This window comes from Nitrosospira sp. NpAV, from assembly GCF_000832065.1.
Classification (GTDB): domain Bacteria; phylum Pseudomonadota; class Gammaproteobacteria; order Burkholderiales; family Nitrosomonadaceae; genus Nitrosospira.
Genome location: NZ_JXQM01000008.1, coordinates 157,393 through 176,627, shown reverse-complemented (window position 1 = coordinate 176,627; position 19,235 = coordinate 157,393). Strand labels below are relative to the sequence as shown.

Sequence of the window (19,235 nt, the reverse complement as noted above, 5' to 3'; positions counted from 1 at the left end):
ATATGAATTTGCGAGGCAAAACCGCGCTGGTGCTCGGAATAGGCGAAACCGGACTCTCCATGGCCAAATGGCTGTCGCGCAGAGGTGCGATCGTGCGCGCGACCGACAGCCGCGCGGCACCCCCCTGCTTGGAGGGGTTGAAACAGGCTTTGCCGGGCATCTGGGCATTCAGTGGCGCACTGACAGCCGAAATCTTCGCCGGTATAGACCTTATCGCCATCAGTCCCGGCGTGCCAGTAGCGGAGCCGCTGGTGCAGGCGGCCGTGAAAGAGGGTGTGCCCGTGATGGGAGACATGGAACTTTTCGCCCTGTCGATCGAGCAATCCAATATTTCGCGGCCAAAAATTATCGCCATTACCGGTTCCAACGGCAAAACTACGGTAACCGCCATGGCGGGCGCGATGGTGAGGAAAGCGGGATGGGATGTCGAGGTGGCCGGCAATATCGGCCCGGCGGTGCTGGATGCGCTGATGCGGCGGGAAGACTTGGGAAAGCAGCCGCAGGCATGGGTACTGGAGGTTTCCAGTTTCCAGCTGGAAACTACACGAAATCTTGATCCCGATGCGGCGACGGTGCTGAATTTAAGCGAGGACCATTTCGATCGCTATGCGGGAATGGACGATTACGCCGCCGCCAAGGCAAGGATATTTCAGAAGAACAGCCGTGGCGGCGTTCAAGTTCTGAATCGCGATGATCCTATTGTGCGCACGATGGCGTTGACCACCAGAAAGCAGATGACTTTCGGTCTGGATACACCCGTTGGCGATGATGATTTCGGTTTGCTCCACGAAGGAGAAGATATCTGGCTGATGCAGGCAAAAACCCGGTTGATGAAAACCAGCGAGCTTGGCGTCACGGGCCTGCACAATGTGGGCAATGCGCTGGCGGCGTTGGCACTCTGCCGTGCCATCGATCTGCCATTTGCCCCGTTGCTGCAAGCCTTGCGCGAATTCAAGGGGCTGCCGCATCGAATGGAGAAAGTGGCGTCTCTCAGTGGCATCACATTCTATGACGACTCGAAAGGGACCAACGTGGGCGCAACGGTGGCGGCGCTCAACGGGATGACGCAAGGTGTGGTGCTGATCGCGGGCGGCGATGGCAAGGGGCAGGATTTTTCGCCATTGGCTCAGCCAGTCGCACAACGCGCGCGCGCGGTGGTGCTGATCGGGCGCGATGCGAAGAGAATCGCCAGCGCGATTGATGGCCGCGGGGTGCCGTTGCATCACGCGGCGACCATGGAAGAAGCCGTGCAAAGGAGTTTTGCGCTGGCACAGAAAGGAGATGCGGTATTGATGTCACCGGCATGTGCAAGTTTCGACATGTTCAAAAATTACGTTCACCGCGCCGAGGTATTCGTTGCGGCGGTAAGAACTTTGCAGACGAGCGCGCCGGACACGATAAAAGCGGTATCCAGCTGATGATCTACCAGAGCGATATCAATTACCAGAGAAGTCTACCCAACTTCGATCAGTCCCTGATCTGGTCCGCGATATTGCTGCTAAGCCTGGGATTGGTGATGGTTTATTCAGCTTCCATCGCCATTGCCGAAGCGGGGCGGGGTACAAATGGCCACCCTGCCTATTTTCTTGTCCGGCATGGGGCTTATTTGGCAGTGGGTTTGCTGGCGGGGCTGATCGCATTCCAGGTGCCGGTGTCCGCATGGCGGAAGTATTCGTTGCACCTGTTTTTGCTGGGACTGGCGCTGCTGGTGCTGGTGCTGGTTCCTGGAGTGAGCCGTGAGGTCAACGGCAGCCGGCGCTGGATATCGCTGTTCATAGTGAATTTGCAGCCGTCGGAGTTCATGAAGCTGTTTGTGGTGTTTTATGCCGCGAACTATACCATTCGCAAGGCAGCCTACCTGAACAGTTTTCGCAAAGGTTTTTTCCCGATGTTGATTGTTATGCTGATGGTAGGTCCGCTCCTGCTGCTCGAACCGGATCTGGGAGCATTCGTTGTCATCACCGTCATCATGATGTCGATATTATTTTTGGGAGGCATGGACCTGAGGCTGTTCGCGGGATTGACCGGCTTTCTGGCCATCTGCCTGCTGGCGCTGATCTGGGTTGAACCTTATCGCATGCAGCGGTTTTTCGGGTTCATGGATCCGTGGGACGATCCCTATGGAAAAGGCTACCAGTTGAGTCATGCCTTGATTGCGTTCGGACGCGGTGAATGGCTGGGCGTAGGCCTGGGAGGGAGCGTGGAAAAACTTTTCTACCTGCCGGAAGCGCACACTGATTTTTTGCTTGCGGTAATCGCGGAAGAGCTTGGCTTCATCGGCGTGATGACGGTAACAGCGCTGTTTGCGTTGCTGGTGATAAGGGCGTTCGTCATAGGTCGTCAGGCCGCTGTACGGGAACGTCATTACTCCGCGCTGGTGGCGCAAGGGATCGGCGTATGGCTGGGCGTGCAAGCCCTGATCAACATGGGGGTGAACATGGGTGTATTGCCGACAAAGGGATTGACTCTGCCGCTGATGAGCTTTGGCGGCAGCAGTATTGTCGCCAGCTGCGTCGCCTTGGCGGTGCTGATGCGGGTGGATTGGGAAAACCGGCAGCTGATGAAAGGGTATGCGGTATGAAAATAATGCCGCACCGCCGGGCCGGCATGGAGACTTTGTCTTGATCCCCACCATTCTCATCATGGCGGGAGGGACCGGCGGGCATGTGTTTCCAGGGCTGGCAGTGGCGGATTACATGAGGATGGCGGGCTGGCATGTGGTATGGCTGGGGACAGAGCGAGGAATGGAAACGACCCTGGCGCCGCAGCGGGGGTATGACATGGAGACTATTCGTTTCTCCGGTTTGCGCGGGAAGAACATTGCGACCTGGCTCACGCTGCCGCTACGTCTGTTACGTGCGTTATGGCAGAGCGCCAGGGTGATAGGCCGGGTGCGTCCCGACGTGGTACTGGGCATGGGGGGTTATCCCGCATTCCCCGGCGGGCTGATGGCCTCCTTGCTGAATAAGCCATTGCTCATACATGAGCAGAACTCGGTTCCTGGTCTCGCCAACAGGATATTGGCGAAACTTGCCGACAGAGTCTTGCTGGGTTTCCCCGGTGTAATCAGAGGCGACAGCAAGGTGGTATTTTCCGGCAACCCGGTACGCAGCGAAATCAGCCAGTTGGCGGCACCGGACAAAAGATATGCCACACGCAGCGGAAAATTGAAGTTGCTGGTAATTGGCGGCAGCCTGGGCGCGCAGGCACTCAATACTGTAGTGCCGCAGGCGTTGAAGTTGATTCCTGAAAAGCTGCGCCCATTGGTGACACATCAGGCCGGAACAAGGCATCTGGACGCGTTAAGAAAGAATTATGCCGAAGCGGAAGTGGAAGGTGAACTGGTCACGTTCATTGAAAACATGGCCGCTCGTTACGCCGATAGTGATCTGGTGGTTTGCCGTGCCGGGGCGCTTACTATCGCCGAACTGACCGCTTCAGGTGTCGCCAGCATTCTGGTGCCTTTTCCCTATGCGGTAGATGATCATCAGACAAGTAACGCGCGATTCTTGAGTGATCGAAATGCGGCGGTGCTGCTGCCGCAGAATGAGCTGACCCCGCAAGGACTGGCGGAATTACTGATGGGGTTTACTCGCGAAACACTTCTACAAATGGCGACGAGCGCACGCGAACTGGCAAAACCGGAGGCCACCCGGCTGGTGGCGGAAGCATGCATGGGAATGAAGAAAGCATAGGAATGAGGCTCAGAAAATGAAAAAAACCGGCGTTTTCAAATCATCGCGTTTATATCTCGCGGCTTACCTATCCCGGGTATGAAACATAAGGTCAAACATGTGCATTTTGTCGGCATCGGCGGCTCGGGTATGAGCGGAATCGCCGAAGTGCTGCTCAATCTGGGCTACAAGGTTAGCGGTTCCGATTTATCCAGTACTGCCATTACCCGGCGCCTGAAGAAACTGGGCGCGGTTATTCATGCCGGCCATGCGAGCAATCATGTCGCATCGGCGGACGCCGTTGTGACCTCTACGGCAATCAGCCCGGACAATCCCGAACTGATTGCCGCGCGCGAGCGAAATGTACCGGTGGTGCCTCGCGCCATCATGCTGGCGGAGTTGCTGAGGTTGCGTCAGGGAATCGCCATTGCGGGTACGCATGGCAAGACGACCACCACAAGTCTGGTTGCCAGCATTCTTGCGGAAGCGGAAATGGATCCGACGTTTGTTATCGGCGGCAGGCTGGAAGCCGCGGGTTCTCATGCCAAACTCGGACGTGGCGAATTTATCGTGGTTGAGGCTGACGAATCGGATGCTTCGTTCCTCTACTTGCAGCCGGTGCTGGCGGTAGTGACCAATATAGATGCCGATCATATGGAAACCTATGGTCACGATGTCAGCAAACTCAGGCAGGCATTCGTTGATTTTTTGCGGCACCTGCCTTTTTACGGGATGGCAGTCTTGTGCGTGGACGACGCCAATGTACGTGAAATCCTGTCTGATGTGACCAAACCCATCACCACTTACGGCTTATCGGATACCGCGCAGATCCGTGCCACCGATATTCGCCATAGTGACGGACGGATGCACTTTACCGCACTGGTAGGCTTGAATGGCAAGACCCGCAAACTCAAGATCATGCTGAATCTGCCGGGGTTGCATAACGTACAGAATGCGCTCGCGGCAATCGCCGTGTGTAATGAGGTGGGCGTGGCAGACACCGCCATAATCAAGGCGTTGGCCAGTTTTCGAGGTGTGGACCGGCGTTTCCAGCGCTATGGCGAAGTCAAGCTGACCAGCGAGGAAGCAGGTGAGGGGGGGAGTTTTACGCTGGTCGATGATTATGGTCATCATCCGGTGGAAATGGCGGCCACCATCGCGGCCGCGCGTGGTGCATTTCCAGACCGCCGGCTGGTATTGGCATTCCAGCCGCATCGCTATTCCCGCACCCGCGATTTGTTCGAGGATTTCGTCAAAGTGCTGTCCACCACCGATGTACTGCTGTTGACAGAGGTTTACCCGGCAGGCGAAGCGCCTATCGTCGCTGCCGACAGCAAGTCGCTGGCACGTGCGCTGAGAGTGCTGGGCAAGGTTGAACCGATATTTTTCGAGACAGTGGACGAGTTGCCAGCCGCCATTCATAGCGTGGCGCGGGACAATGACGTCGTATTGGTGATGGGAGCGGGATCGGTGGGAACGGTGGCGCCTGATCTCGTGAAAGGATCGCAGGCCTGAGCATGCCCGCAGTCGCGGAAGGGGACAGTGGGCGCCATGGTTTCTTCATAAGAGAGACTCATTGCTGGATGCATGCATGGATATGTCAGAAATAAAATTAACTCAGGGGTTGCGCGCCCTTCGCGGGGAGATGCGCATGCATGAGTCGATGAAGAAATATACCTCCTGGCGCGCGGGCGGCGAAGCGGAGCGTATCTATATACCGGCCGATTTGGCCGATCTTGCTCAATTCATACGCGGCCTGCCGGAGGATGAGCCGGTGCATATGGTGGGCCTTGGCAGCAATCTGCTGGTGCGCGACGGGGGCGTGCGAGGCACCGTAGTCGTGCTGCACGCGCGGCTCAACGATCTACGGCTGGTGCAGCAAGACAAGAATGGCGGGTTGATTGCCGCCGGAGCGGGTGTGGCGTGTGCGAAGGTCGCGCGATTCGCGGCGGTGCACAATCTGTCGGGCGCGGAATTCTTGGCGGGCATACCCGGTACGGTGGGCGGAGCGCTGGCAATGAATGCGGGGTGCTATGGCGCCGAAACCTGGGGAATTGTCGAACAAGTGCGCATACTCAGCCGCACGGGGGAATTGCGCGCCCGCGCGCCCGCGGACTATGAGATAGGTTACCGGCACGTGGCGTTGAAGCCGGAGATGGTAATCGAGGACCCGAAGATGGGGAATTCTTCCGGCGAGGAATGGTTTGTAGGAGGTGGCTTCAGATTGGCGAGTGGCGAAGATGCGGCATCGCGCAAAAAGATCAAGGAATTGCTCTCCAGGCGTATCACCACTCAGCCATTGAATCTGCCCAATGCCGGATCAGTGTTCCGCAATCCCCCGGGCGATCATGCCGCACGGTTGATCGAGTTCTGCGGGCTGAAGGGTCTTCGGAGGGGCGGTGCGATGGTTTCGGCCAAGCATGCAAATTTTATCGTGAACACCGGCAATGCTACCGCTGAGGAAATCGAAATGGTGATTCTTGCGGTACGAAAAGCGGTGAAGGAACAAACCGGAATTGAGTTGGTGCAGGAAGTGCGAATTATCGGATTGCCGCGTGAATCCGGTCAGATTCAAAATTTTCCCGTTGATAGTCTCATAAGGAAAGACCCATCATGAGCAGCCATGATTTCGGAAAAGTTGCGGTCCTGTTGGGGGGGCGCTCCGCTGAGCGGGAGATTTCACTCAAAAGCGGTCGCGCTGTGCTCGATGCGCTCCGGCGCCGAGGTGTAAACGCCCATCCCTTCGATCCCTCCGAACAGCATATGGAGGCGCTTCTGCAACAGGGGTTCGACCGGGCACATATTGCCTTGCATGGGCGCTATGGCGAAGACGGCACCGTGCAAGGCGCTCTGGAGCTCATGGGTTTGCCCTATACCGGCAGCGGGGTCATGGCGAGTGCGCTGGCCATGGATAAATGGCGTACCAAGCTGCTTTGGCAGGCGGCAGGGATCAGTACCCCTCGCCATATTTTGCTGAATGCCCAAAGTGACTTTGATGCGGTGGCGGAAGCGCTGGGCCTGCCACTGATTGTCAAGCCATCTCGCGAAGGATCAACCATCGGCTTGAGCAAGGTCATGGCCGCCATCGACCTGCCGGCTGCCTATGAATTAGCGGCGAAGCACGACACCATGGTGCTGGCAGAGCAGTTTATCGAAGGCGTGGAATTGACAGTCGGCATTCTCGGAGAAATCCCGCTGCCTCTGGTGCGGATAGAGACAGCGAGCGGTTTATACGATTATCAGGCGAAATACATTTCCGATGATACGCGGTATTTTTGCCCAAGCGGTTTATCCGCCATGGAAGAACAGGCAATTCAGGCGCAGGCGCTGCAAGCGCACCGCACATTGGGGTGTGAAGGATGGGGAAGGGTGGATGTCATACTGGATAAATCCGGCAGGCCCTATTTTCTTGAGACCAACACTTCGCCTGGCATGACCGATCACAGCCTTGTGCCGATGGCGGCAAAGGCGGTGGGAATATCGTTTGATGATTTGGTGCTGCGAATACTGGAGCTGGCCCATGTGGGATGACCATCAGGCCATGGACCTGCTGGCCAACTCGCTCTTTATGCTGGTTGCGCTGATGGTGATTTATGCCGCCGGCCAGTGGGCGCTGAGTCTGCCGGTGTTGCCGTTAAAGACCGTGAGTGTTAGTGGCAACAGCGGTAACGGAAAACTGCAGCATGTCACACGGGAACAGATAGAAAGCGCTGTTCGCAGCGAGTTCATAGGAAGCTTCCTGACACTTGACCTCAATGTCATGCGTCATGCCTTCGGGAAGCTGCCCTGGGTGCGTGTTGCAAGCGTACGGCGGCACTGGCCGCAAAACCTGGAAGTGACGCTGGAGGAACATGTCGCGCTGGCCCGCTGGGGCAGCAACGCATTGGTGAATACGCATGGTGAAACTTTCAATGCCGCATCTGACGAAATACTGCCGGTATTCGATGGGCCGGCGGGGACCTCGCACGACATGGCGCGGCAGTATGCCGTCTTTACGGAACTGCTGCGGCCTCTGCAACAGCGCATAGAGCGGATGAATCTTTCGCCCCGCCGTGCTTGGCGGGTCCATCTGGATAATGGAACCATACTGGAACTCGGGCGCCAACAGATGGAATCACGATTGGCGCGGTATGCCCTAGTGTATGACTACAGCATTGCACAGTTAAACCGGCCATTGAGTTATGTGGATTTGCGTTACCCCGACGGATTCGCTGTGCGAACCGAAGTGATCCCACGAGTGAAAACAAGTAGATGACTAGAAGTAACGAAAATAAAAATCTGATCGTCGGCCTCGACATCGGTACCTCGAAGATCATCGCCATTGTCGCGGAGGTGAAGCCCGAGGGTGGATTCGAGGTGATCGGCATGGGCAGCCATCCCTCGCGCGGTTTGAAAAAAGGCGTGGTCGTCAACATCGAGACGACGGTGAGCGCGATCCAGCGTGCGCTGGAAGAAGCGGAGCTCATGGCCGATTGCAAAATCCGCGAGGTATACACCGGCATTGCCGGCAGTCATATCAAAAGTTTTAATTCGCATGGAATGGTTGCGATCAAGGACAAGGAGGTGTCGCAGCTGGACGTGGAGCGTGTGATGGAAACCGCCAAGGCCGTGAATATTCTCAACGACCAGCAAGTCCTGCATGTCCTCAATCAGGAATTCATCATAGACGGGCAGGAAGATGTGCGTGAGCCTATCGGCATGAGCGGCGTGCGGCTGGAGGTGAAAGTGCACATCGTTACCGGTGCGGTGTCCGCGGCACAGAACATCATGAAATGCGTGCGCCGCTGCGGGCTGGAAGTGCGGGATCTGGTGCTGCAACCGCTTGCCTCGGCAATGGCGGTGCTGTCGGAAGACGAAAAAGATCTGGGTGTATGCCTCGTGGATATTGGGGGCGGCACGACCGATATTGCGGTATTCACACATGGCGCGATTCGCCATACCGCGGTGATTCCGATTGCCGGAGACCAGATTACCAATGACATTGCGATGGCATTACGCACGCCCACCAAGGATGCGGAAGATATCAAATGCCGTTACGGTTGCGCGTTGCGCGGCATGGCTGACCCGCGCGGAATGGTGGAAGTGGCAGGTGTGGGCGAGCGGGCTGCGCGCCAGCTTTCGCGGCAGACACTGGCGGAAGTCATCGAGCCGCGTGTGGAGGAACTCTATTCCCTGGTGCAGGCTGAGTTGCGCCGCAGCGGTTTCGAGGAGTTGCTTTCATCGGGAATCGTAATTACCGGCGGCAGCAGTTCCCTTCAGGGCATGGTGGAGCTCGGCGAGGAGATATTCCACATGCCCGTGCGGCTGGGGTTGCCGCACTATCGCGGCGGGCTGGCGGAAGTGGTGCTCACGCCGCGATGCTCTACGGGGGTAGGGTTGATCATGGCCGGCATGGAGCAGGTTCAACGGCATCAGCATACCCGGCTGCAAGGCAATTCATTCAAACGGATTCTTGAAAGAATGAAGAGCTGGTTTCAGGGCAATTTTTGATAGCGGGCGGTTAAAAGCAGGAACCCGCATAAAGTTTGATTAACAATTTTTAAAGGAGAAGCGCCATGTTCGAAATAATGGATACACAAACTCAGGAAGCCGTTATCAAGGTCATTGGCATCGGCGGCTGCGGCGGCAATGCGGTGGATCACATGATCCAGAATGGGGTGCAAGGTGTCGAGTTTATTTCCGCCAACACCGATGCCCAGGCATTGAAACGCAATCAAGCGCGCACGCAATTGCAATTGGGATCCGCAATCACCAAGGGACTGGGTGCGGGGGCCAATCCTGAAATCGGACGCGACGCCGCGATGGAGGACCGCGACCGCATCGCGGAATTGATAGAAGGCGCCGACATGCTGTTTGTCACCGCCGGAATGGGCGGCGGCACCGGTACCGGTGCCGCGCCAGTGGTCGCGCAGGTGGCGAAGGAATTGGATATTCTTACCGTGGCGGTGGTTACCAAGCCTTTTTCCTTTGAAGGAAGACGGCTCAAAGCGGCGCAGGCCGGTATGGAAGCCCTGTCGCAACATGTCGATTCGTTGATCGTGATTCCCAATGACAAGCTCATGGTGGTGCTGGGCGACGATGTCAGCATGCTGGATGCATTCAAGGCCGCCAATAATGTGCTATATGGTGCCGTCGCGGGAATCGCGGAGGTGATCAATTGCCCGGGCCTGGTGAACGTCGATTTTGCCGACGTGAAAACCGTCATGTCGGAAATGGGCATGGCAATGATGGGTTCCGCAACCGCCGCGGGGATGGACCGTGCTCACGCAGCGGCGGAGCAGGCGGTAGCCAGCCCCTTGCTGGAAGATGTGAATCTCTCGGGCGCGCGGGGCATACTGGTCAACATTACCGCCAGCTCGGGAATGAAAATGCGGGAAGTCCACGAAGTGATGAGCACCATCAAGGGCTTTACCGCCGATGATGCCACCGTGATTGTCGGCACCGTGATCGACGAAAACATGCAGGACAACCTGCGGGTCACCATGGTCGCGACAGGCCTCGGCGGCGTGGGTAATCGCATGCAGCCCAAACCGCTAAGCGTGATTCACACACGTACCGGGACGGACAATATCATGTTCTCGGACACCGTAAACTGGAAGGAGCTGGATGCGCCCGCTGCGATCCGCACGAACAGGAGGCGCGATGCCACGGTGGAAGCCATGAAACAGTCGGGGGTGGATATGCTGGATATTCCCGCATTCTTGAGGAAACAAGCTGATTGAGAGTACACCAGAAGTTTAGTCGGGTTAGCGTCGCGTAATCCGACAAAAGGTTATGAGATACGCGGTAAGCCCCGGATCGTGGGGAGTTCGTTCTTTTCACCGTCGTTACAGTGGAATGCCGGCGATTGTTCTGTGATCCGTGGAGTGGGGAAGAATGGAAATTAAGAGAATGGGTTGAGTTGTTGGGTTACGCTTCGCTAGCCCAGCTACCCATACTGCCAGCGTATCGCCATCCGCATTTGTTCTATTCATTTTTCTTTTTCAGTAATGATTCGATGGCACTTTTCAGGGGTGACCGGGGCAATCCGGCAGCGAGCCCGACCAGACTTTTCATGCCAGCCTGGCCTATTTGCCGCTTCCCAGCCGGCCCGTTTGCGGCTAGTTCACGTCCTGTAATAGAACGGTAATTTGCTTGCACAGTAACCCGAATTGCAGTAACCTCATAACCTCTCACCCGAAATTTTAATAATAACGACGGTAAGATTTGCCTGAGTTTTGCTGCAATCGCACCGTTATATGCGCATAGAGTCAGGTTCCCTTCGAAGAACCCGCCTAGAGTGCAGCGTTGAGCCAGTTGCGGCGGAGCAATTTCCATGAATACCCGTTGCATCGCAGTTAACTTGTCCATGTGATCGAATAGTCGTTGATGAGCGGGCATAGTGCTGAGGGCGCCGAGGTAAAAATTGATCTTGCGTGCGGTCATGGCTGAACAATGATAGGGAATAAAGATGAATATTATTCTAGTTTCCAATAATTTGGCAAAGGCAAGAACCCTGACAGTGACCCGCGTGCACCTCGCACTTTTCGCGGGAGGGTTCCTGTTCAGTGCTGTGTTACTGGCGATGGGATTGAATTATCTTTCCCTGCGTTATGCCGACAAGATTGACAGTCCCACCTTGAGATCGCTGGTTTTGAGCGTACAGGCGGAAGAACATCAAAAAACCCAGTCGTATTTGCGCGATAGCCTCAACGCCATGGCGGTCAGAATGGGCCAGATGCAAGCCCAGCTGTTGCGGCTTGATTCAGTGGGCGCGCGTCTGGCGGAGCTGTCAGGCATCAAGCCGCAGGAATTTCTGTTCAACCAAAATCCTGGGCAGGGAGGTGTCGCTTCTACCCTGCCGTCTCGGGATATGTCATTTTTAGAAGTCAGCAATAAAATCCAGGAGCTGTCGCTCATGCTGGACGATCGCGCCGATAAGCTCGGCGCGCTGGATTCCGTAATGATGCAAGACAGGCTCAAGAAAAAAATGCTTCCCTCCATTATGCCGGTAAGCACGAAGTGGCACTCTTCCGGATTTGGCGTGCGCATTGATCCTTTCACCGGAAGGAGCGTTTTCCACGAAGGGGTGGATTTCACAGCCGCGACAGGCACCCCGATCGTCGCCGCGGCGGGAGGTGTGGTCGTGTATTCCGGTTTCCATTCCGAATATGGTAATATGATCGATGTTGACCACGGTAATGATCTCGTCAGTCGCTATGCCCATGCATCCAAGCGTTTGGTCAAAGTAGGCCAAGTGGTGGTACGTGGACAGAAGATCGCGGAAGTGGGCAGCACTGGCCGTTCCACCGGTCCGCATTTGCATTTTGAAGTCAGGCACAGAGGCTTGCCGCAAAATCCATCACGATTCTTGAAGATGCCTAGTTGAGCCGGATCAATACTCTGCTGCGGGGGTGAGGCCAAAAACCTCACCCCTTATTTTTTGGACGTTTGTTTAAATAGAATTTTCTGGAATTTCATGCTGAACAATCTGCTCAAGAAGGTCTTCGGAAGCCGGAATGACCGGCTGATCAAACAGTATTTCCAGATGGTGGGGACGATCAACGCGCTGGAGGCCAAGTTTGGGGCGCTCACTGACACGGAGCTACGTGCGAAGACCGATGAGTTCCGGCAACGGATTGCCGATGGAACCACGCTCGATGCCTTGCTGCCGGAAGCGTTTGCCGTGGTGCGCGAAGCCAGCAAACGGATACTCGGGATGCGCCACTTTGACGTACAGTTGATCGGCGGCATGGTGCTGCATAGCGGCAAAATTGCCGAGATGCGTACGGGTGAGGGAAAAACGCTGATGGCGACTTTGCCCGCGTACCTCAATGCCCTGGCCGACAAAGGGGTTCACCTGGTGACGGTGAATGACTATCTCGCCAAGCGGGATGCGGAATGGATGGGGCGCATCTATCAGTTCCTTGGTATCAGTGTCGGTGTGATCCTCTCTCAGATGGATCACGGCGACAAGCAGGCAGCCTATGCTGCTGGCATCACTTATGGTACCAACAACGAATATGGGTTTGATTACCTGCGCGACAATATGGTGAATCACCCTGTCGAGCGTGTGCAACGCGTGCTCAATTATGCCATCGTTGATGAAGTGGATTCCATTCTGATTGACGAAGCACGCACTCCATTGATTATATCGGGTCAGGCGGAAGGCAACACCGACGTGTATGTGCGTATGAACACGCTGATTCCCAAACTTGCCCGTCAGGAAACAGAGAAGAGTCCGGGTGATTTCAGCGTGGACGAGAAATCCCAGCAGGTGTTGTTGAGTGAGGCGGGTTTCGAGCACGCGGAAAAATTGCTTGCCCAGAGCGGCTTGCTAACACCGGGAACCAGCCTCTATGATCCCGCCAACATTAATCTTGTTCACCATCTTTACGCTGCTTTACGAGCCCATGCCTTATTTCTTCGCGATCAGCATTACGTGGTTCAGAATGGCGAAGTCGTCATTGTCGATGAATTCACCGGTCGATTGATGTCCGGCAGGCGCTGGTCGGAAGGATTGCATCAGGCCGTGGAAGCCAAAGAAGGCGTTCCGATCCAGAAGGAAAACCAGACGCTTGCCTCGATCACTTTTCAGAATTATTTCCGCATGTACCAAAAATTGGCCGGCATGACGGGTACGGCGGATACTGAAGCCTATGAGTTTCAGCAGATTTACGGGTTGGAAACGGTGATCATCCCGACCCATCGTCCCATGATACGCAATGATCGCATGGACCAGGTATTCCGTACCATGGATGAAAAGAATCGCGCCATCATCGCGGATATTAAGGACTGCTATGAGAGGGGGCAACCTGTCCTGGTCGGAACCACCTCTATTGAGAACAATGAGCTGCTGTCCGGACTGCTCACTCATGAGCAGCTGCCCCATCAGGTACTTAATGCCAAGCAGCATGCGAGAGAAGCTGAAATCGTCACCCAGGCCGGCCGTCCAAAAATGATCACCATCGCCACCAATATGGCGGGCCGGGGTACCGACATCGTGCTGGGGGGCAACCCGGAGCCGGAACTTGAGCGCATTCGTGTCGATGAAACCATAAGCGAGACCGCCAAGCTTGAGCGCACAGGAGAATTGCAAGGGCAATGGCAATTGCTTCACGAGGAAGTGCTGAAGCAAGGGGGCCTACATATCATCGGCACTGAACGGCATGAGTCCCGCCGCGTGGATAACCAGTTGCGTGGCCGCTCAGGGCGTCAGGGCGACCCTGGCTCCAGTCGCTTTTATCTTTCGCTGGAGGATCCGCTGCTGCGCATTTTCGCATCCGATCGCGTGGCAAACATTATGCAGAAGCTCAACATGCCGGAAGGCGAGGCCATTGAGCATCCTTGGGTTACGCGTGCCATCGAGAATGCCCAGCGCAAGGTGGAAGCCCGTAATTTCGACATGCGCAAGCAATTGCTGGAATACGATGATGTTGCCAATGATCAGCGCAAGGTGATCTATGAACAACGTAACGAGCTTCTCGAATCTCAGGATATTTCAGAGACGATTACCGCCATGCGCGCAGATGTATTGGGGGGTCTCATCGCCCTGTATATCCCGCCACAAAGCGTCGAGGAGCAATGGGACATACCGGGACTGGAAAAGGCACTGGTTGCCGAATATCAGTTGTCGTTGCCGCTGCGGGAATGGCTGGAGAAAGAACCCGATCTGCATGAAGAAAGCCTGCATCAGCGTATCGCCGGAATAGCACAGGAACATTATTCCGGGAAAGTGGATCAGGTCGGCGTCAATGTCATGCATCAATATGAGCGGGCGGTGATGCTGCAAAGTCTCGATACTCATTGGCGGGAGCATCTGGCGGCGCTCGATCATCTGCGCCAGGGTATTCATTTGCGCGGGTATGCGCAGAAAAATCCCAAACAGGAGTATAAACGCGAAGCCTTTGAGCTATTTACTTCCATGCTGGAAGAGATCAAGACAGAGGTCACCAAGGTGCTCATGACCGTTCAAATCAGAAGCGAGCAACAGGTGGAGGCGGTGGCGGAAACACAGCGTGCGCCGGTGAACGTCCAATATCATCACGCGGCTTACGAGGAGGCGCTGGATGAAGCGGGCGATCATGAAGATCATGACGAACAGCGCCTGGAAAAGCATCAACCGTTCGTGCGCCAGGGTGGGAAAGTCGGCCGCAACGATCCGTGTCCATGCGGATCAGGAAAGAAGTATAAGCAATGCCACGGTAAACTGAGCTAATTGCGCTCGCTGCACGGGGCAGCCGAGCGCAATGGGTAGTCGTGTATCCGCTGATTAGTTTACCCGCTTCTGGAAATACTCGTCATAGCGGAAAATGTAATCCTTGTCTGTCAGCGGCAGATGACAGGCACGGCAGGTAACAATATCATCCGGCGCTTTCGTTTTTCCATCTGCCATATACATGGCGTATATCCAGTCGCCATTCCTGAGGTCTTGGGGCGTTACGCTTTCACCCCAGCCGGCGCCTTTGCCCATTACCGCCACTTTGAGCAGGTCACCCTTGACAAACTTGCCATCCGCACCTTTCAGCGGCGTGCCGTCAGCGGCTTCACGCGCCTTGTAGATTTCCATTACCGAAATAGTCCCGTTGGGGAAAGCCTCGCCCATTTTTGTGCTATGCCCGATAGGATTGATATAGATCTCACGTACCTGTTTAGTGTCGGTACGCTGGATTTCGGACAAAAATTTAGGCCAGCTCTTGTAGTCAGCGGGAACGGGTAACTCACTATCCTTATATTGCTGGGCCTGGGGCGCGGGTGGCGTCTGCGCGCAGCCCATTAGTACTGTCGTCAATATGGTGGCTGTAACAACCCATCTAACACATTTCATGTGGTTTCTCCTGTTATCGAGCGGGATTAATTACCTTTCCTCCGTCAATTTGGCCGATAGCTTCCCGGTTGAGGCCACATATGACGGAAGGCATTCTTGTGATATTTATACGATGGCTTTGAATTGTAGGATGCCGGAATGCCTTCGCTATACTAGCGTTGGACCGATGTCGTTGCAAGAATTAATACACACCGCTGTCTGCGGGACTCCAATGGAATTTCCGAAAGTATTATGCCGTATTCCTTCGACGTCATTTCATGCAGTTGCCATGCCGTTATGGCGCAATAGCGCATCGATTTTCGGCTCACGTCCCCGGAATGCAATGAATGATTCGAGCGCTGGGCGGCTGCCGCCGACGGCGAGAATCTCATTTCGGAAGCGTGCACCGGTTTCGGCATTGATCACTTCCCCGGCATGGCTTTCCTCAAACAGGCTGAATGCGTCAGCGGACAATACTTCCGCCCATTTGTAGCTATAATACCCGGCCGCATAGCCTCCACCAAAAATATGCGAGAAACTGTTGGGAAAACGATTAAATGGGGGTGGAATAATGACAGCGACCTGCTCGCGAATTTCATCCAGTAATTGCTGTACCGTTTTCGTCCCGCCTGGGTTGAAATCAGAATGCAGCCGCATATCAAATAATGCAAATTCTATCTGGCGAAGCATCTGAAGGCCGCTCTGGAAGTTTTTCGCGGCCAGCATTTTGTCGAATAACGCAGGCGGGATCGATTCACCTGTGTCCACATGCTTGGTCATATTTATCAGCACTTCGCGCTCCCAGCAAAAGTTTTCCATGAATTGACTGGGTAGTTCTACCGCATCCCATTCCACGCCATTGATCCCCGATACACCCAGGTCTTCAATCCGGGTGAGCAGATGATGGAGCCCATGGCCGAATTCATGGAATAATGTGATGACTTCGTCATGAGTAAACAGAGCAGGGCGGATTTGCCCATTAAGAGCGACGGGTGCGGAAAAATTGCAAGTGAGATACGCTACCGGCGCCTGGATGCCAAGTTCTCCAGATCCGATCCGGCGGCGGCTGATGGCGTCGTCCATCCATCCCCCCCCACGCTTGCCGGGACGTGCATAAAGGTCGAGATAAAATTGTCCGATCAGGCTTCCTTCAGCGTTCTTTATCGTGAAGAACTTTACATCAGGGTGCCAGAGTTGAATACCGGCCGCCTCTGGGGGTGGAGTGATAATAATGCCGTAGAGATTCTCCACCAGATTGAACATTCCCGGCAGCACACTGGTTTCAGGGAAATACTGCTTCACCTCTTGCTCGGAGAACGCATAGCGGTCAAGGCGCAGTTTTTCGCTGACATAAGCCAGATCCCATGCTTCCAGTTTTCCCAACTGCAACTTACTCGCACCGAACTCAGACAACTCTTTCAGATCGCGTTCAGCGTAGGGCCGGGCCTTGACGGCAAGCTCTCCCAGAAAATCCAGGACCTGTTTCGGCGTCGAGGCCATTTTTGTTGCGAGCGACACCTCGGCGTAACAATCAAACCCCAGCATCCGCGCCTCTTCCTTACGTAATTCAAGTATCTTGTTGATGAGCGGGGTGTTATCCCATTCCACTTTATCCAGTTCACTCGCGCGGGTGGAATAGGCGCGATACATTTTCTCGCGAAGCGCCCGATTATCCGCATACTGCAGGACGGGCATATAGGATGGGGCATGCAACGTGAATTTCCAGCCTGGTGCACCTTCTTTCGCCGCGATTTCCCTGGCCGTTTCCAGGACGTCCGCGGGGATGCCCGATAGCTCGTCCGCATTCTCCACATGCAGGATAAAACTATTGGTGGCATCCAGCAGATTGTCGTTGAATCTGGATGAGAGCGCCGACAGCTCTTCCTGAATTTTGAGAAAACGCTCTTTTTCCCGCGGCGGGAGCTCCGCTCCGCCCAGGCGGAAATCTCGTAACTCGTTCTCGATAATTTTTTGCCGTGCGCGATTCAGGCTTTCAAATTCCGGATTATTGCGAAGCTGTTTGAATTTTTCGAATAAAGCCTGATCCTGGCCCAATTCAGCATAATACTGCGTAACGTGCGGCAGGTTGGTGTTATATATTTCACGCAATTCCGAACTGTTCACCACTGCGTTTAAATGCGAGACCTGACTCCAGGCGCGAGACAAACGCTCGTTGGCGTCAGTCATCGGCTGCACGAAATTTTGCCAGGCTGGTATGGCGGTATCGGCACGTATCCTGGCCATGATGGCGCGGTTATCGGCAAGTAGTTGCTTTATCGCCGGAGTAATATGCTCGGTTCGGATATCTGCGAAGCGCGGGAGTCCGGAAAAATCGAGTAGAGGGTTTGTCATGGTATTCCAGGAGAGTGATTACAGATTGTTATGGGTGAACGTTCAGCTGCGAATTGGTTTAGCCTTCATGCACAATGGTGCCGTTGACCAAAGTGTATTTTACCTTGCCTTGCAGCTCCATACCCAGAAACGGCGTGTTTTTGCCCTGGCTTTTGAGCGCTGCCGCCTCCACCTTCCAGTATTGATCGGGGTCGAAAATGCAAAGATCAGCGGCGGCACCGAGAGATAGGTGGCCCGCATCTATACCTAGTATCCGGGCGGGCTCCATGGTAATCCTGGCCATGGCGGCAGCCAATGGAATCTTCATTTCCCTCGCCCATTTCAAGGTCAGCGGCAGCAACAACTCCAGGCCGGTGGCACCAGCTTCCGCCTCGCCGAAAGGTGATTGCTTGGCATCGTCGTCCACTGGTGTGTGGTCGGAACACACCGCATCTATCGTCCCGTCCAGCAGGCCGGCTCGCAGCGCATTACGATCACTGAGTCCCCGCAGCGGAGGAACAAGATGGCAATTGGAATCGAAAAAGCCGATATCCATTTCCGAGAGGTGTATGTGATTGGCCGTTACATCGCAGGTAACCGGCAAGCCCTGCTGCCTCGCTGCCCGCACCATGGCGACGCCTTCTGCACTGGAAATTCTGCACAAATGCACGGTGGCGCCTGTCTCCCTCGCCATCAAAATAATATTCGATAAGGCTACGGTTTCCGCGCATACGGAAACCGCTGGCAGGCCCAACCGCGTCGCCACTTCGCCATCATGGGCTACGCCGCCATCGGCGAGGCTCGCATCCTGGGGACGCAACCATACTCCAAAACCGAAGGTGGAAGCGTATTGCATTGCATGCATCATGACTCGTGCGTTGGTGAGCGGCATATCGGACTGGCCAAAAGCGACACAGCCCGCATCACGCAGTTCAGCCATTTCCGTGAGCCTTTCGCCTTTCAGACCTTGAGTGAGCGCCCCAATGGGATAGACATGGGCCTGATTGAGGCTTCTGGCACGATGCTTCAGCATTTCCACCAGCCCCGGTTCATCCAGGGGCGGATCGGTGTCTGGCGTGCATGCCAGGCTGGTGATGCCGCCCGCTACAGCCGCTCCCATTTCGGATTCCAGCGTGGCCTTATACTCAAAACCGGGCTCGCGCAGGCGTGCGGATAGATCTACCAGGCCGGGGCATACCACCAGATTCGCCGCGTTTATTTCGCGATTGGCATGGAAGCCAGGCGGGTTTGCTCCCATGCCGACAATTTTTCCGGCAGCGATGAAAACATCCATAACAGCGTCAATCCCGTTTCCGGGGTCTATAACACGGCCGCCTTTAATAAGGAGTTTCATTCTGTTTTAACCTAAATCCGGCAGTTGAACGGTAGCGGGCTCACCCAAAGATGAGGTTTTGAACAGCAAAATATATCCTTATGAGTCATAT

General features: G+C 55.2%; 15 protein-coding genes. 11 read left to right on the top strand and 4 right to left on the bottom strand.

Going from position 1 to position 19,235, the window contains the following annotated elements:
- Window positions 1-2: 2 nt before the first annotated feature.
- The 9 genes from murD (at window position 3) to ftsZ (ending at window position 10,396) form a co-directional block, all read left to right on the top strand.
- The gene (gene murD / locus SQ11_RS06640; RefSeq protein WP_041513362.1) at window positions 3-1,418 is read left to right on the top strand and encodes a UDP-N-acetylmuramoyl-L-alanine--D-glutamate ligase; all 1,416 of its coding nucleotides are present in this window, start codon (window positions 3-5) and stop codon (window positions 1,416-1,418) included.
- Window positions 1,418-2,581: a putative lipid II flippase FtsW gene (ftsW, locus tag SQ11_RS06635; protein WP_052494035.1), complete on the top strand. Its 1,164-nt coding sequence runs from the start codon at window positions 1,418-1,420 to the stop codon at window positions 2,579-2,581. Before murD ends, ftsW begins: the two co-directional genes overlap by 1 nt.
- A complete protein-coding gene (murG, locus tag SQ11_RS06630; protein ID WP_052494034.1) occupies window positions 2,571-3,695 on the top strand; it encodes an undecaprenyldiphospho-muramoylpentapeptide beta-N-acetylglucosaminyltransferase in 1,125 nt (374 codons plus the stop codon). The genes ftsW and murG overlap by 11 nt, the downstream gene beginning before the upstream one ends.
- Window positions 3,696-3,773: 78 nt before the next feature.
- A complete protein-coding gene (gene murC / locus SQ11_RS06625; RefSeq protein ID WP_041513361.1) occupies window positions 3,774-5,189 on the top strand; it encodes a UDP-N-acetylmuramate--L-alanine ligase in 1,416 nt (471 codons plus the stop codon).
- 76 nt (window positions 5,190-5,265) lie between these two features.
- Window positions 5,266-6,291: a UDP-N-acetylmuramate dehydrogenase gene (gene murB, locus SQ11_RS06620; RefSeq protein ID WP_041513360.1), complete on the top strand. Its 1,026-nt coding sequence runs from the start codon at window positions 5,266-5,268 to the stop codon at window positions 6,289-6,291.
- On the top strand, window positions 6,288-7,205 hold the full coding sequence (locus SQ11_RS06615; protein ID WP_041513359.1) for a D-alanine--D-alanine ligase: 918 nt from the start codon (window positions 6,288-6,290) through the stop codon (window positions 7,203-7,205). The genes murB and SQ11_RS06615 overlap by 4 nt, the downstream gene beginning before the upstream one ends.
- Window positions 7,195-7,929 carry a cell division protein FtsQ/DivIB gene (locus tag SQ11_RS06610; RefSeq protein WP_041513358.1) on the top strand — a complete coding sequence of 245 codons (735 nt, stop codon included), beginning with the start codon at window positions 7,195-7,197 and terminating at the stop codon, window positions 7,927-7,929. The genes SQ11_RS06615 and SQ11_RS06610 overlap by 11 nt, the downstream gene beginning before the upstream one ends.
- Window positions 7,926-9,164 (top strand): cell division protein FtsA, encoded by a 1,239-nt coding sequence (ftsA, locus tag SQ11_RS06605; RefSeq protein WP_041513357.1) that lies wholly within the window; start codon window positions 7,926-7,928, stop codon window positions 9,162-9,164. The genes SQ11_RS06610 and ftsA overlap by 4 nt, the downstream gene beginning before the upstream one ends.
- Window positions 9,165-9,229: 65 nt before the next feature.
- A complete protein-coding gene (gene ftsZ / locus SQ11_RS06600) occupies window positions 9,230-10,396 on the top strand; it encodes a cell division protein FtsZ (RefSeq protein ID WP_041513356.1) in 1,167 nt (388 codons plus the stop codon).
- Between the two features lie 244 nt (window positions 10,397-10,640).
- Here ftsZ and SQ11_RS06595 read toward each other — a convergent pair whose 3' ends face one another.
- Window positions 10,641-11,099 (bottom strand): DUF721 domain-containing protein, encoded by a 459-nt coding sequence (locus tag SQ11_RS06595; protein WP_041513355.1) that lies wholly within the window; start codon window positions 11,097-11,099, stop codon window positions 10,641-10,643.
- A gap of 25 nt (window positions 11,100-11,124) precedes the next feature.
- Between SQ11_RS06595 and SQ11_RS06590 the strand changes: the two genes are divergently transcribed.
- Together SQ11_RS06590 and secA are read left to right on the top strand one after the other, a co-directional pair.
- Window positions 11,125-12,042 carry a M23 family metallopeptidase gene (locus SQ11_RS06590; RefSeq protein WP_041513354.1) on the top strand — a complete coding sequence of 306 codons (918 nt, stop codon included), beginning with the start codon at window positions 11,125-11,127 and terminating at the stop codon, window positions 12,040-12,042.
- A 90-nt stretch (window positions 12,043-12,132) separates the two neighbouring features.
- Window positions 12,133-14,871 (top strand): preprotein translocase subunit SecA, encoded by a 2,739-nt coding sequence (gene secA / locus SQ11_RS06585; RefSeq protein ID WP_041513353.1) that lies wholly within the window; start codon window positions 12,133-12,135, stop codon window positions 14,869-14,871.
- Between the two features lie 54 nt (window positions 14,872-14,925).
- Here the strand turns inward: secA and SQ11_RS06580 are convergent, their stop codons facing one another.
- From SQ11_RS06580 to SQ11_RS06570, 3 genes are all read right to left on the bottom strand, one after another.
- A complete protein-coding gene (locus SQ11_RS06580) occupies window positions 14,926-15,480 on the bottom strand; it encodes a cytochrome P460 family protein (protein ID WP_041513352.1) in 555 nt (184 codons plus the stop codon).
- A 255-nt stretch (window positions 15,481-15,735) separates the two neighbouring features.
- Window positions 15,736-17,811, bottom strand: coding sequence for a M3 family metallopeptidase (locus SQ11_RS06575; protein WP_041513351.1), 2,076 nt, complete (start codon window positions 17,809-17,811; stop codon window positions 15,736-15,738).
- 58 nt (window positions 17,812-17,869) lie between these two features.
- Window positions 17,870-19,144 (bottom strand): dihydroorotase, encoded by a 1,275-nt coding sequence (locus tag SQ11_RS06570; protein WP_041513350.1) that lies wholly within the window; start codon window positions 19,142-19,144, stop codon window positions 17,870-17,872.
- Window positions 19,145-19,235: the final 91 nt, after the last annotated feature.